Origin of the sequence: Thalassospira xiamenensis M-5 = DSM 17429, assembly GCF_000300235.2 — a bacterium.
Taxonomy (GTDB): domain Bacteria; phylum Pseudomonadota; class Alphaproteobacteria; order Rhodospirillales; family Thalassospiraceae; genus Thalassospira; species Thalassospira xiamenensis.
In genome coordinates this window covers 2,295,506-2,309,824 of sequence record NZ_CP004388.1, presented here as the reverse complement: position 1 = coordinate 2,309,824, position 14,319 = coordinate 2,295,506, and the positions used below count along the sequence as shown (strand labels likewise).

At 53.3% G+C, this 14,319-nt stretch carries 12 protein-coding genes; 7 read left to right on the top strand and 5 right to left on the bottom strand.

Features of this window, described 5'->3' with window-relative positions; translation table 11 throughout:
- Positions 1-47 precede the first annotated feature (47 nt).
- Positions 48-1,019: a PfkB family carbohydrate kinase gene (locus tag TH3_RS10880; RefSeq protein ID WP_007089378.1), complete on the top strand. Its 972-nt coding sequence runs from the start codon at positions 48-50 to the stop codon at positions 1,017-1,019.
- Between the two features lie 141 nt (positions 1,020-1,160).
- The gene (pgi, locus tag TH3_RS10875) at positions 1,161-2,807 is read left to right on the top strand and encodes a glucose-6-phosphate isomerase (RefSeq protein WP_040060853.1); all 1,647 of its coding nucleotides are present in this window, start codon (positions 1,161-1,163) and stop codon (positions 2,805-2,807) included.
- A gap of 100 nt (positions 2,808-2,907) precedes the next feature.
- Here pgi and TH3_RS10870 read toward each other — a convergent pair whose 3' ends face one another.
- Complete coding sequence (locus TH3_RS10870) at positions 2,908-3,933, bottom strand: NAD(P)/FAD-dependent oxidoreductase (protein ID WP_007089380.1); 1,026 nt, start codon at positions 3,931-3,933, stop codon at positions 2,908-2,910.
- A gap of 173 nt (positions 3,934-4,106) precedes the next feature.
- Between TH3_RS10870 and TH3_RS10865 the strand changes: the two genes are divergently transcribed.
- From TH3_RS10865 to TH3_RS10855, 3 genes are all read left to right on the top strand, one after another.
- Positions 4,107-5,705 (top strand): choice-of-anchor I family protein, encoded by a 1,599-nt coding sequence (locus TH3_RS10865; RefSeq protein ID WP_139328142.1) that lies wholly within the window; start codon positions 4,107-4,109, stop codon positions 5,703-5,705.
- Between the two features lie 172 nt (positions 5,706-5,877).
- Positions 5,878-6,612 (top strand): response regulator, encoded by a 735-nt coding sequence (locus tag TH3_RS10860; RefSeq protein WP_037991605.1) that lies wholly within the window; start codon positions 5,878-5,880, stop codon positions 6,610-6,612.
- A gap of 11 nt (positions 6,613-6,623) precedes the next feature.
- Entirely contained in the window at positions 6,624-8,132 is a 1,509-nt protein-coding gene (locus TH3_RS10855; RefSeq protein ID WP_007089383.1) for an ATP-binding protein, read from the top strand.
- 91 nt (positions 8,133-8,223) lie between these two features.
- Here TH3_RS10855 and TH3_RS10850 read toward each other — a convergent pair whose 3' ends face one another.
- The 4 genes from TH3_RS10850 to TH3_RS10835 form a co-directional block, all read right to left on the bottom strand.
- Complete coding sequence (locus TH3_RS10850; RefSeq protein ID WP_007089384.1) at positions 8,224-9,336, bottom strand: ABC transporter ATP-binding protein; 1,113 nt, start codon at positions 9,334-9,336, stop codon at positions 8,224-8,226.
- Between the two features lie 4 nt (positions 9,337-9,340).
- Positions 9,341-10,228, bottom strand: coding sequence for a carbohydrate ABC transporter permease (locus tag TH3_RS10845; RefSeq protein WP_007089385.1), 888 nt, complete (start codon positions 10,226-10,228; stop codon positions 9,341-9,343).
- Positions 10,221-11,129 carry a carbohydrate ABC transporter permease gene (locus TH3_RS10840; RefSeq protein ID WP_007089386.1) on the bottom strand — a complete coding sequence of 303 codons (909 nt, stop codon included), beginning with the start codon at positions 11,127-11,129 and terminating at the stop codon, positions 10,221-10,223. Before TH3_RS10840 ends, TH3_RS10845 begins: the two co-directional genes overlap by 8 nt.
- 99 nt (positions 11,130-11,228) lie before the next feature.
- Positions 11,229-12,491, bottom strand: a complete 1,263-nt coding sequence (locus TH3_RS10835; RefSeq protein WP_007089387.1) for an ABC transporter substrate-binding protein — start codon at positions 12,489-12,491, stop codon at positions 11,229-11,231.
- Positions 12,492-13,052: 561 nt separating this feature from the next.
- Between TH3_RS10835 and TH3_RS10830 the strand changes: the two genes are divergently transcribed.
- Both TH3_RS10830 and TH3_RS22655 read left to right on the top strand, forming a co-directional pair.
- Positions 13,053-13,865: a prephenate dehydrogenase gene (locus TH3_RS10830; RefSeq protein WP_007089388.1), complete on the top strand. Its 813-nt coding sequence runs from the start codon at positions 13,053-13,055 to the stop codon at positions 13,863-13,865.
- 277 nt (positions 13,866-14,142) lie between these two features.
- Entirely contained in the window at positions 14,143-14,307 is a 165-nt protein-coding gene (locus TH3_RS22655) for a DUF1127 domain-containing protein (protein ID WP_007089389.1), read from the top strand.
- Positions 14,308-14,319: the final 12 nt, after the last annotated feature.

Below are 14,319 nucleotides of genomic sequence, written 5' to 3'. Positions count from 1 at the left end.
ATAATGCCCGCAACCCGGTTGACGGGCGATATAAACGGAGAATCGCTATGAGCGCAAAAGCAGTTTGCCTTGGGGAATTGCTGATTGATTTTGTCCCGACTGTGACCGGTACCGGCCTTGCCGATGCACCGGCCTTTGCCAAGGCCGCAGGTGGTGCGCCGGGCAATGTGGCTGTGGGATTGCAACGGCTGGGCATTGAAACCGGTTTTATCGGCAAGCTTGGCGATGATGCTTTTGGCCATTTTCTGGTCGATACTTTAAAGGCCGACAATGTTGATACATCGGGCATTGTTCTGACCAAGGAAGCCCTGACCGGGTTGGCTTTTGTGTCGCTGCGTGCCGATGGCGAACGCGAATTTTCTTTCTATCGCAGCCCGTCGGCGGATATGTTGCTGACACCGGCCGATCTTGATCAGGATATGCTCAAAGGCTGTGACCTGTTTCATTACGGTACGCTTTGCATGATTGATGATGATCCGCGTGCAGCGACCCTTGCCGCAATTGACATTGCACGCGAAAACGGGGCGATTATTTCCTGTGATCCGAACCTTCGTTTGCCGCTTTGGCCCAATCCGGACGCCGCGCGTGATATGTTGCGGCTTGCGATTACCAAGGCGGATGTGGTCAAGATTTCCGATGATGAAGTGGCCTTTATCACCGGGAAGGATGACCTTGAGGCAGGGGTTCGCGAATTATGGTGTGATCACTGGAAACTGATGATCGTAACATCCGGCCCGAAAGGCAGCCGTTTCTTTACCCCGGATTTTGAAGGGGCGGCCAAGCCGTTCAAAGTCACAGCGGTTGATGCGACCGGGGCAGGGGATGGCTTTACCGCCGGTTTCCTGTCACGTTTGCTTAAGGACCCGGAATTGCTGACATCGGCGGAAAAGGTCGCTGCTGCCTGCCGATTTGCCAATGCGGTCGGCGCGATGACAGCCACCAAACGCGGTGCGATTGCGGCCCTTCCGACCGAGGCAGAGGTTGCGCAATTCCTGTCTGTGAACGGATTGCCCGGTTAGAATTTGTTTGATGGCAGTTTCACCCCATCGGAATTGCCATCAAAATGTCCCATAAACTGTCCCACAAATGGTCGTATCGGCATGTTATTCTTTGAATATAACGCCGGTATTGTTTGCTATCTGTTTGAAGCCGAGGGTGGAATGTCCACAGAAAATATGACGACCTGCTGGGAAAAGCTTGATCAATTGGGGGGGGATGTTTCCAAGAGCCTCAATTTACGCAAGGCTTTTGTCGATGATCCGGCGCGGTTTGACCGTTTTCAGGTCACGCTGGATGATCTGTTTGTTGATTATTCAAAAAACCTGATCACCGATGAAGTGATGACAGCCCTTCGTGATCTGGCCGGGGCGGCACAGGTTGAAAGCTGGCGCGATCGCATGTTTGCCGGTGAGCGGATCAATGTCACCGAAGACCGTGCAGTGCTTCACACCGCCCTTCGCAATCTGGATGGTGGCCCGGTGGTGATTGATGGTCAGGATGTCATGCCTGATGTCAAAGCCGTATTGGCACGGATGAAGGCCTTTAGTGCACGCATTCATCGTGGCGATTGGAAGGGGCATACCGGCAAGGCGATTACCGATGTGGTCAATATCGGGATTGGTGGCTCGGACCTTGGCCCGGTGATGGTCAACGAGGCCTTGCGCCCGTATCATATTGACGGCATTCGCTGCCATTTTGTTTCCAATGTCGATGGCGCACATATTGTTGATACGCTGAAAGACCTTGATGCGGAAACGACGCTTTTCATCATTGCGTCAAAGACCTTTACCACCGATGAAACCCTGACCAATGCCTTTTCGGCGCGGGATTGGCTGATTGGGCTGCTAAAGGACGAGGCCGCGGTTGCCAAGCATTTCGTGGCCGTGTCGACCGCCCTTGATAAGGTCGCCGCCTTTGGCATCGATACTGATAATGCGTTCGGTTTCTGGGATTGGGTTGGGGGCCGTTACAGCCTTTGGTCGGCGATTGGGTTGCCAATCATTCTGGCCGTTGGTTATGACAGGTTCGAAGAATTGTTGCGCGGTGCGCAGGCGATGGATCTGCATTTCCAGACCGCCCCGCTTGATAAAAATATTCCGGTGACTTTGGCGTTGATCGGGGTGTGGTATCGCAATGTGCTGGGCGCATCCAGTCAGGCGATTTTGCCGTATGATCAGCATTTGTCACGACTGCCTGCCTATTTGCAGCAGGCCGATATGGAAAGCAACGGCAAGTCGGTGACCCGCGATGGCAAGCCGATATATTACGAAACCGGTCCGATTATTTGGGGCGAGCCCGGGACCAATGGCCAGCATGCGTTTTATCAGCTGATCCATCAGGGAACAGAACTGATCCCGGTTGATTTCATTGTAGCGGCCAATGCATTGCATCCACTGGCAAACCATCATGACAAGCTGGTGGCGAATTGCTTTGCCCAGGCCGAGGCCCTGATGCGTGGTAAGACCGAGGCCGAAGTCCGCGATGAACTTTCGGATACCAACTTAACCCCGGCCGAGATTGATGTTCTGGCCCCGCAAAAGGTTTTTGCCGGCAACAAGCCGAGCAATATGATCCTGTATAAGCAGCTTGATCCCTTCACGTTGGGACGTTTGGTTGCGATGTATGAACATAAAATCTTTGTTCAGGGCATCATTTGGAACGTCAATTCCTATGACCAATGGGGGGTGGAACTGGGCAAACAATTGGCCAAGGAATTGTTGCCGATGGTGCAGGCCACGCAAAGTGCCGATGCCCGTGATGCATCCACGGCCGGTTTGATCAAGCAGTTGCAGGCATTGCGTGGTTAATCACCACACGTGATGCAGACGTCAATCATTTGGGGGCGGTGGCGGCTATCGGCTGGCACCGTCCTTGTCTTTGTTTACGCATTCTTTTTTGCCATGGGGATCAACTGGTCAGAGTTTCGATCATGGCATGTGCCGCGCATTTTCCGCTGCGCCATGCGGCTTCGACCCGTGCGCCAAGGCACCAGTCACCTGCGGCAATTATTCGACCCTTCATCCCGGTTAAATGGCTTTGGCCAAGCGGTGTTTCCGTTCGGGCATATCGCCAGCGATGGGCGTCGATTGATATGATTTCGGGAAGTCGGCTGCCACATATATCGCGAAATTTTTCCAGCAAGCGCGATGCGACACGTTCGTTGTCGTCTTCCAGATTGTCACGGGACCATTCTGTGGTGGCGTGCAAAACCCAAAGATCCGGTGATGGTCTGTGGGGCAGATTATTATTATTGTCGCTTCGCGCGGCCCAACTGATGGCAGGGTCAGGATGGACCATGGCGTCAAATGCCGTGGGTAAAGGGTTGGCAAATGCGATCATTGCTGACCAGCAGGGAGCAATTTTAACGTTATTGATGACATCAAACCGCGGGCTTAAGGGCTGTAACAGTTCGGCGGCTTGAGGGGCCGGTGCAGTTGCGATTACACCGTCAAAAGGACCAAATTCCTGACCAAGATTATTATGCAGGATAAATTCACGGGGGCCATGTGGTTCAATGCGATTGATGTGGTGACGGGTGCGAATTTCAAATGAGGTCAGAAGAGGCGTGACCAGCTTGTTCATTAGTGGCGCGCCCTGATACCAAATGTCGGCGGCGGTGTTGCCATCCGCAATCGGGCGTGGCGTCTGTTGTCTTTGGGCTTGCTGGCCGTGATACAGGTTGGGCCGCCAGTCGCGCGCTGAATTTTGGCTTGCGGCATGGCGCAGGAAGGCACGGAATGCCGGATCACGTGCCGTCACATATTGGGCGCCATGGTTGAAATTGCCAAATTCGGTTCGGCGGGTCGCAAGCCGCCCGCCTGTGCCGTGGCTTTTTTCAAAGACCGTTACATTGATGCCAATGCCATGCAGGGTCGATGCTGCCTTAAGGCCAGCCATGCCCGCACCGATCACGGCGATATTGATCGTGGCCATTCTTGCTGTTTCCAACTGATTTTCGTGAACGGTTATTGCTTTAGGTTGATTGTGGCTGTTCAGAGCATAGCGGGGTTCAGGAAATTTATGAAACTGTCACGGCGTCGTCATCAAACTGTTACGGCTTGTTTGCAGGTTGTCTGCCACGGTTAATTCAGTTTTCAGGGGGAACTATGCGTTATTCATTAATGGCGACTGTTGCGATGTCTGTGCTTCTTGGGGCTTGTGGTACAGCGGCGACGTCAAAGAACGTTGCGATGGGGCTTGATACGGCAACACCGGCGGCCAAACCGCTTTCGATCCTTTCAATGGGCGAATATCGCACCGGCGTGTTTGATGAAAGTGCGGCTGAAATTCCGGCATTTGATCCGGTGACCAAGCGTATTTTTGTTGTGAATGGTGGGGATAAGGCCATCGACATTCTTGATATGTCGAACCCAAATGAAATCAGTAAAATCGGGGCGCTTGATCTTTCGAATTGGGGCAAAGCCGCCAACAGCGTTGCTGTTCACGATGGCGTTGTGGCCGTTGCTGTTGAAAATAAAGATAAACAGGCATCTGGCAAAGCTGTGTTCTTTACCACCAATGGTGATTTTATCGCAGCCGTTACTGTGGGCGCCTTGCCCGATATGATCAAATTTACCCCGGATGGTAAATATGTTTTGGTTGCCAATGAAGGTGAACCAAATGATGCGTTTGACAATGATCCGGAAGGCAGCGTTTCGATCATTCCGGTATCGGGTGATGTGGCCAAGTTAACGGATGCGGATGTTCGTAACGTTGATTTCGCCTTTTTGAATGATGCGACGCTTCCATACGGCATGCGGGTATCGAACCCGGGCACGTCAAGTGTCGCACAGGATGTTGAGCCGGAATATATCGCCGTGTCGAAAGACAGTAAAACGGCCTATGTGTCGCTTCAGGAAAATAACGCTGTTGCGATCCTTGATATTGCAACCGCCAGCGTGATCCGTGTTGCCGGTCTTGGGTTCAAGGACCATTCGGTCAATGCGTTTGATGCCAGCGACAAGGACGGCAAGATCAATATCCGCACCTGGCCGGTGATGGGGATGTATATGCCCGACACCATTGATACGATTGAAATCGATGGCAAAACCTGGGTGCTGATCGCGAACGAAGGCGATTCCCGCGATTATGATGGCTATAGCGAGGAAACCCGCGTCGGCAAGTTGACCCTTGATCCGGTAGCATTCCCGAATGCAGCAAACCTGCAAAAGGATGAAAACCTGGGCCGCCTTAAAACCACCAAGGCACAGGGCGACATTGACGGCGATGGTGATTTCGATGTGATTTATAGCTATGGCGCCCGGTCGTTCTCGGTCCTTGATGCCGGTGGCAAGATGGTCTTTGACAGTGGTGATCAATTTGAACAGTTCATGGCAGCGAATTACAGCAATGTTTTCAATGCCTCGGATACCGAAAACTATAGCCGCGATAATCGTTCCGATGACAAGGGGCCAGAACCCGAAGGTCTGGCATCGGGTTATGTCAATGGCACGCCTTATGCTTTCATCGGTCTGGAACGTCAGGGCGGGTTTATGGTCTATGATCTGACCAATCCGGTTAACCCGCAATTCGTGACATATCATTCTGATCGTCGATATTCCGGAAGCCCGGAAGCCGACACCGCGGGTGAACTTGCCCCGGAAGGGATGCTGTTTGTTGATGCCAAAAACAGCCCGACGGGCAATGCAATGTTGATCGTCGCATCCGAAGTATCGGGAAGCACCAAGGTTTATGACCTGAAATAGGTCACCTAACACGTTGGGGAAGAAGATTTTCTTTAGGAAAGCCGGGGTTTTTTATCCCGGCTTTTTCATTTATCCCCGGCATTGGGTAAAATAGTTCAAACCCGGGACAATATGCACTAAACTCCGCGCGACAGTCCGGTCACGGACCTGTCGGATCCAAGGGAGGCGGAGACTGAGTACGCGGCGTGAACCCCATATTCTGGTTGTCGATGACGATCAGGAAATCCAGAAGCTCCTGAAAAAATTCCTGCTCCAGCACGGGTTTCGTATCACCACCGTTTCCGACGGGGCGGAGATGCATCGTGCGCTTCGTGACTGGAATATTGATCTGGTGATCCTTGATATCATGTTGCCTGGCGAGGATGGTTTTGCGCTCTGTCGGGATGTGCGCCGCAATTCCAAGGTACCGATTGTCATGCTGACTGCGGTGGGCGAGGATACAGATCGTATTCTTGGTCTTGAACTGGGTGCAGATGACTATCTGACCAAGCCGTTCAATCCGCGTGAATTGCTGGCCCGTATTCGTGCCGTGTTCCGCCGTTTTGAAACCGGTACCGTGACACAGGTTCATCACGAAGAAACCAAAACCCAGAAAATCCTGTTTGCCGACTGGACGCTCGATATCGGATCACGTGAATTGCGCGATCTGGATGATGTGGCGGTGCATTTGTCGACCGGGGAATTTTCGCTGTTGCTGGCGCTGGTCAAGCATAACAAGCGTGCGCTGTCGCGTGAACAGCTTGTTGATATCGTACGCGGGCAAAGCTCTATCCCGTTTGACCGCAGTATCGATATCCAGATCAGTCGCCTGCGCCGCAAAATTGAAAAAGATGCCAAAAACCCCAAGCTGATCAAAACCGTGCGCGGCATTGGCTATCAGTTCTGTGCCGATACGAGGACCGTCTAGGAATTCGATCGATGGCAGTTCAGATTGGTGCGTTTTCCGAATATATGCGGCGATTCAAGCCCCGCACGCTAGGCGGACGCATCTTTATGATCATGATGGTCGGCGGTGTCATCATCGCGGGCATCAGTTCAATCGCATCGAAATACATCATCGAACGGAGCGAGCGGATCAGCCGAGCCTATACTCTGGGCTTTACCATTCGCGAATTGATCCTGATTGCCGAAAGTCCGGAGTTACAGGGAAATATCGTTGATATAGCCGCGCGTGACGGGCTTTCTGTTCGTGTTCTGCCATCTGACGATATCGGTACCATTCTGTTATTTTCGCGCCCGGCACAACATATCGCAATGCCCGCACGTCTGGCCGATACGGGCTGGCCGACATCGGTAAAGGTGCATTTTCGGCGCGGGCGTCTTGGTGCGGAACAGCGCGACCTGATTGAAACCGCCGAAAATCCCAGTCTGTTTTTTGCCGGCCTATCGCGCGAAATAGCGCGTCAGGGACTTGAGGCTCGCGTTGAAATCATGTTGCCATCCGGCATGCGAATGCTGCTGTCTCATCCGGTGCTGTGGTCCGACTATGCATCGCCATCCATGGTTTTTCTGATCTTTCTGGTCGGGGTTGTTGCCGTGTTGGCGGTGTTTGCTGCTTTGGCCGATCTTCTGGCCGGTCCCTTCAAGAATTTGACCGAGGCGATCATTCGCCAGGGGGATGAAGTTGAAGGCCCACCGGTGGAGGAGCGCGGCCCGACCGAAGCCCGGTCAATGGCCGCGGCATATAATGGATTGCGAGAACGGATTTCACGGATGCTGGGTGACAGAACCCGTATGCTGGCCGCAATTTCACACGATTTGCGCACGCCCAGCACGCGCCTGCGCCTGCGTGCAGAATTTATCGAAAATGAAGAATTGCGCGAAACCGTGTTGCGCGATCTTGATGAAATGGACGGGCTTCTCAACGATGCACTCGATTTCCTTGGTGACTGGATTAGCAAGGAAGAAGAGCGCACAGTTGACTTCACATCGGTTCTCGAAGCGATTTGTGACGATTATGCCGATCTTGGCCGTCCGGTAAGTTTCGAGGGACCGCAGCCGCTTCGTTTCAGTTCGGTTCACACCGTATTTGGCGGCGGGGACGAGGCGCATTCGTTTGGTGACAAGCGCAGCATCCGTCTGACCTGCCGACCCGGAACATTAAAACGTGCCTTCACCAATCTGATCGAGAATGCGCTGAAATATGGCTATCGCGCTTATGTCAGTCTGGATGCGACGGCCGATACGGTTCTGGTGTCCATTCGGGACGAAGGACCGGGTATCGCCGCGGAACATCAGGAGGATGTCTTTCTGCCGTTCTTCCGTGTAGAAGGATCACGCGCACGCACCACCGGTGGCAGCGGCCTTGGTCTGTCGATTGTAAAAACGGTCATCGATGCCCATGACGGGACGATACGATTACGCAATCTGCCCCGACGTGGGTTGGAGGTCACGATTGCTTTGCCGCGGCGCGTCGACAAAGGTTGAAAACAAAACGACCCGGGAATTCCAGGCCGTTTTTAAGAATCCTATAAAGACAAGAACGGCGGACGGCCCCCAGAACCGCCCGCCGATCAGATCAGATCCGAAGTTCCGTTACCGGATCAAACAGACTGATCTGAGACATGTCGGCCGAGAATGTCATCATCTCGCCCGGTTGCGGTGCCCGGTCAGGCCGGACACGTGCAACGATTTCCTTTCCGCCGATTTCGACAACGGTCATGGTGTCAGCACCGGTCGGTTCAATAACCTCGACCTTGCAGTCGAAATTGACATACTGGCTGCCCGGTTCATCAGAACCGGTACGCTTGTGCGTCAAACCTTCCGGACGGATGCCGAAAACGACATCTTTCCCGACATAGCTCTGATAGCTTTCCGGCGCATCTTTCAGCGGCAGAATGATCGGGTCGTTATCGCGTTTGATCGATACGGCCAGATTGCCATTGTCATTGATCAGGGTTGCGTTGATGAAGTTCATCGACGGCGAACCGATAAAGCCAGCAACAAAGATATTGTTTGGGCGTTCATAGATGTTCTGCGGCGTATCGAACTGCTGCAGAATGCCGTCTTTCATGACCGCAATGCGCGAGGCAAGGGTCATGGCTTCGATCTGGTCGTGGGTCACGTAAACGATGGTGGCACCCAGACGCTGATGCAGTTTCTTGATCTCGGTGCGCATATCGACGCGCAGCTTGGCATCAAGGTTCGACAAAGGTTCGTCAAACAGGAAGATGTCCGGATCGCGAACCAGTGCACGGCCCATCGCAACGCGCTGGCGCTGTCCCCCCGAAAGCTGGGATGGTTTGCGATCCAGCAGGGCTTCGATCTGTAGCAGTTTGGCGACGTCGGCGACAGCCTTGTCACGTTCTGCTGCCGAAACACCACGGATTTCAAGACCGAAGGTGATGTTCTTGCGAACGGTCATATTTGGATAAAGCGCGTAGGACTGGAACACCATGGCGATGTTTCGGTCCTTGGGGTGGACATCGTTGATCACGCGATCACCGATGCGGATTTCCCCGTCGCTGGAACCTTCAAGACCTGCGATCAGGTTAAGAAGGGTCGATTTGCCGCAACCCGACGGGCCGACCAGAACCAGGAACTCGCCGTCCTCAATAGCAATATTGATTTCTTTGAGAACCTCGACAGGACCGAAGGCCTTGCGAACTTTATCAAGGGTGAGTGATGCCATTTGCTTATCCCTTCACCGAACCGGCGGTCAGGCCGCGGACGAAGTATTTTCCGGCCAGAACATAAACAAGTAGCGTCGGCAGGCCGGTCAGCAGGGCTGTGGCCATATCGACATTGTACTGTTTCACGCCGGTCGTGGTGTTGACGATATTGTTGAGTGCGACAGTCATCGGCGCATTATCGCCAGAGGCGAAGGAAGCACCGAAAAGGAAGTCATTCCAGATCTGGGTAAACTGCCAGATGACCGACACGACGATGATCGGTGTCGAAATCGGCAGAATGATACGCCAGAAAATGGTGAAGAAACCTGCGCCGTCGATGGTGGCTGCCTTCACCAGTTCATCCGGGATCGAAACATAGTAATTGCGGAAGAACAGGGTGGTGAAGCACAGGCCGTAAACGACATGCACAAGAACAAGACCGGTGGTCGAGCTGGCAAGGCCAAGTGACCCCAGAACCTGTGACATCGGCAGCAGCACAACCTGGAACGGAATGAAGCAACCAAACAGCAGTAGGGCAAAGACGATATTAGCCCCTTTAAAACGCCATTTGGTCAGGGCATATCCGTTGATCGCACCAAGGAATGTCGAAATCAGAACCGCCGGAACCGCCATTTTGACCGAATTCCAGAAGTAAATTTTGATGCCTGAACATTCAACGCCAACACAGGCTTCATTCCACGCATAGGTCCAGGCATCGAACGTGATGACGCGCGGCAGCGAAATGAGTGAGCCTTCCCGAATTTCATCGAGCGACTTCAACGAGGTCGAAATCATCACGAAAAGCGGGAACAGATAGTAGGCTGCAAACAGGATCAGAACGAGATATAGCAACCCGCGCAGTATGGTATGTTTCCAGCCTGCGTCGTGACTGTAATGCTGAATATCAGCCATTTTTCTTGCCTCCGCGCAGTTCGGAATACAGATACGGCACAATGATCGCCATCACGGTCGCCAGCATCATCATGGCACTTGCGGCACCAACGCCCAGCTGGTTGCGCTGGAAGGCCATCGTGTACATGAAGGTTGCCGGAAGATCGGACGAATAGCCGGGGCCGCCACCGGTAAGCGCAATGACGAGGTCGAAGCTTTTAACGGCCAGATGGGCCAGAACGACGATCGCACTTAGGAAAACCGGACGGATCGACGGGATGATAATGCCGAAATAGATGCGGGGCAGGCTGGCACCATCCATATAGGCTGCGCGAATGATGTCCTGATCGACGCCGCGCAATGCCGCAAGGAACATTGCCATAACAAAACCCGATGCCTGCCAGACGGCTGCGATCACGACCGTGTAGATCGCCATGTCCGAATTGACCAGCCAGTCGAATTTGAAACTGGTCCAGCCAAGGTCATGCATCATGCTTTCCAGGCCAAGGCCCGGGTTGAGAAGCCATTTCCAGACGGTACCCGTCACGATGAAGGACAGGGCCATCGGATACAGGAAAATTGTGCGAAGGACGCCTTCGGCGCGGATGCGCTGATCAAGAAGAACTGCAAGCAGGCAGCCAAGAAACAGGCAGATAACAATAAAGAGACCGCCGAAAATCAGCAGGTTCTCGATGGCAACATGCCAGCGTTCCATTTGCCACAGACGTTCGTATTGCCGCAGACCGGCCCAATCCCAGACCGGAAGCATGCGCGATTTCGAAAACGCCATATAGCCTGTCCACAGGATGAACCCGTAGACGAAAAACAGGGACGCAGCAAAGGACGGTGCAACAACGATCTTGGAAAGATGACGCTGGATGCTGGCCGTCAGGTTGCTTTCGGTGCTTGAAGAAGCCCCCATACCCTTTGCCTCAAACAATTAAAGTAGCGGGAATCCGGCCCCGGAAATGTCCGGGGCCGGTGCGTCGTCAGTCAATGTGACTGTACAGGTCAGATGAGATTAGTCTTTGGCCAGTTCAACAGCTTCGACCAGCCGCGAGACGGCTTCGTCAGACGACATGTCGGAGTTGAAATGTGCGGTTACGACGTCAATGATCGCACCCGAAAGATGACCGCGAAGAGCCATGCCGTGTGCCATCGACGGAAGGAACCCGCCTGCGTCCTGGGCAGCCAGAAGGTCAGCCTCGGATTTCTTCGCACAATCGTCAAATTTGTCGAGCGGAACGCCAAGACGTGCCGGGATCGAGCCTTTGAGAAGGTTGAAGGTTTCCTGGAATTTCTGGCCAACGATCAGTTCTGCAAGCAGTTTCTGGCCTTCTACCTTGTCATCGCCCGAAACATTGAACATCGCAAAGCTGTCAACGTTGAACAGGTAACCGTGTTCGGACGGGGTTGCCGAACAGATGAAGTCTTTGCCCGGGACTTTGCCTGCGGCAAGGAATTCGCCTTTTGCCCAGTCCCCCATGATCTGCATGGCGGCATCGCCATTCATGACCATAGCTGTTGCAAGGTTCCAGTCACGGCCCGGGAAGTCGGCATCGACATAACCGCGGATTTTGCGCATCTGGTCGAACACGGCTTTCATCGTGTCGGATTTCAGCGCGTCTTCGTCGAGATCAACCAGGGCTTGCTGGTAGAATTCCGGGCCGCCAAGCCCAAGAACGACGGTTTCAAAGACGGTTGCATCCTGCCACGGCTGACCACCATGGGCGACAGGCGTGATGCCGGCCGCTTTGAGCTTGTCAGCAAGGGCGTTGAATTCGTCCCAGGTTTTCGGCGCTTCGGTGGCACCAACTTTGGCCAGCAATTCCGGGTTTGCCCAGATCCAGTCAACACGGTGAATGTTTACAGGAACGGCAACATAATCGCCTTCATACTTCATGACGCTCTGAATAGCTGGCGGAATGACTTTGTCCCAGCCTTCTGCTTCGGCAACGTCATTCAGATCGGCAAGTGCACCCTGTTCTGCCCAATCCTGGATCGCCGGGCCTTTAAGCTGAACAGCGGCCGGGGCATCGCCCGACAGAACGCGCGAACGCAGCACGGTCATTGCGGCGTCACCGCCACCACCGGCAACCGGGCTATCAACCCATTTGCCACCACGTGCTTCGAAATCTTCTTTCAGGGCAGAGACCGCTTTGGCTTCACCGCCCGAGGTCCACCAATGCAGGACTTCGGCAGTCGGTTCGGCATGTGCAAAGCTTGTAGTCGCGAGAGCAGAGAACGCCACACCGGTGGCGAGAATGGTTTTGCGCAGATTCATTTAGGTTTCCTCCCTGGCTTTAAACCAATTGCAGCGACAACATGCTGCCAAGGGGGACCCTTTGCACTCACAAAACTGTAACAGGGCGTTTCCAGAATGCGAACTGAAACAAACTGTTACAAAAATAGCATGATAGTCCTGAATTATATTGCATGGCAGCAAGAAAAATTAGCGTATTTCGCCGCAAGACAGTTATTCCAATGATGCACAACTGAATGAAATGTGTCCGTATTTGTAACAGCTTGGAAAAGGCGTGCCGGTGCAATTTGAATTCAGTATGCGTCCTTCGGAGAAGGCGTGAAAAGCTCTGCGAGAGGGTGAGGGACTTTAGTATTGATGCTGTGCTGCTCTTGGTATCGTACCAGAGATGCCAAGATGCCTTGACATGGAAAGGTTTGGCATTATTAATCGCCGCCATGAAAAACGTTATTTGCCTGTTTGCTGATTTCTATTACGGCCCTGCCACATAAGGCGGGAGCGTTTTTCTATGTTCAACCGCTGCGTCGTCGGCGGTTGATTTATAAGGCAGGCACCGGCATCGCAGCTCTTCGGAGACAGACGATGCCTTTTTTATTTCCAGATCACCCGACCATCGGGATTTTCGGGTTCGGCGCCTTTGGCTGTTTGACCGCCCGGCATCTGGCAGATCATTTTCCGGTTTTGGTACATGATGTTAATCCTGATGCGGTTTCGGCATACGTGTCGGAAGCCGCACATGGAAACATTCGGGCGGCTGATATTCTAAGCGTGGCGAAATGCGATATCGTCATTCTGGCCGTTCCCGTTACGGAAATGAGGTCTGTGATCGCGACGATTTCACCATATTTGCGTACGGGGGCGATTGTTCTGGATGTCGGGTCCGTGAAAATGGAACCGGCGCAGGCAATGCTTGAAGGGCTTCCCGATCATGTCGAGATCATCGGTACCCATCCGTTGTTTGGTCCGCAAAGTGCGCGGGACGGTATTTCCGGGCTCAAGATCGCGATATGCCCTGTGCGGGGATACAAATTTCGCCGGATTGCCGCGTTCCTGCGCCATATTCTGCGGCTCAAGGTTTTTGTTGTTACTCCGGAGGTCCATGACCGCGAGGCCGCGGTCGTGCAGGGTGTCACGCATCTCATTGCCAAGGTTCTTGCCCGGATGGATCCATTGCCTGTGCGCATGACAACAGCAAGCTTTGACTTGCTGGTCAAGGCCACCGAAATGGTGCGCTACGACGCGCCCAGCGTTTTCTGGGCGATTGAAAACGAGAACCCCTATGCCGGTGCCGTGCGGGAACAGTTCTTTGAATTGGCAATGGGGGTACGTGATCAGCTAGCGGGTGATAAATTAGCGGGTGATAAATGTGTGGTTGCCGCGGGAATGGCGAAATGAGCTTTTTGCCGTGCGTGGCTATGTTGCGTTGCCGCATGGGGGCGAAGGCTGAAATATATGATTTATTTCAATTTTTCCTGTGATGAAGGCTACAAGTTTCACAATTGAACCCATTCAATTGTGACGTTTTGGAATAGATGATATGCAATCTTTGGCGGTTGAGATATATGGCTCTTGGGAGCATATTGCATTGCAGAAAGCGAAGTGATGAACGCGCCGACCAAAAGCGGAAGACCCGCAGGCTAGCGTTCTTATTCTTAAACCAAGGAGGTTCAACATGTTCCTGTCCAGTATTCTCGTTGCTGTTCGCCGTTGGGCCTATGCACGCTCTGTCGCGAACGAACTCTACAATCTCGATAAGCGTGACCTGGATGATGTCGGGATTTCCCACTGGCAGATCAAAGACGTAGCGCGCAAAGCTGCTCGTGACGCGATCGCTTAAGCCAGACTGAAT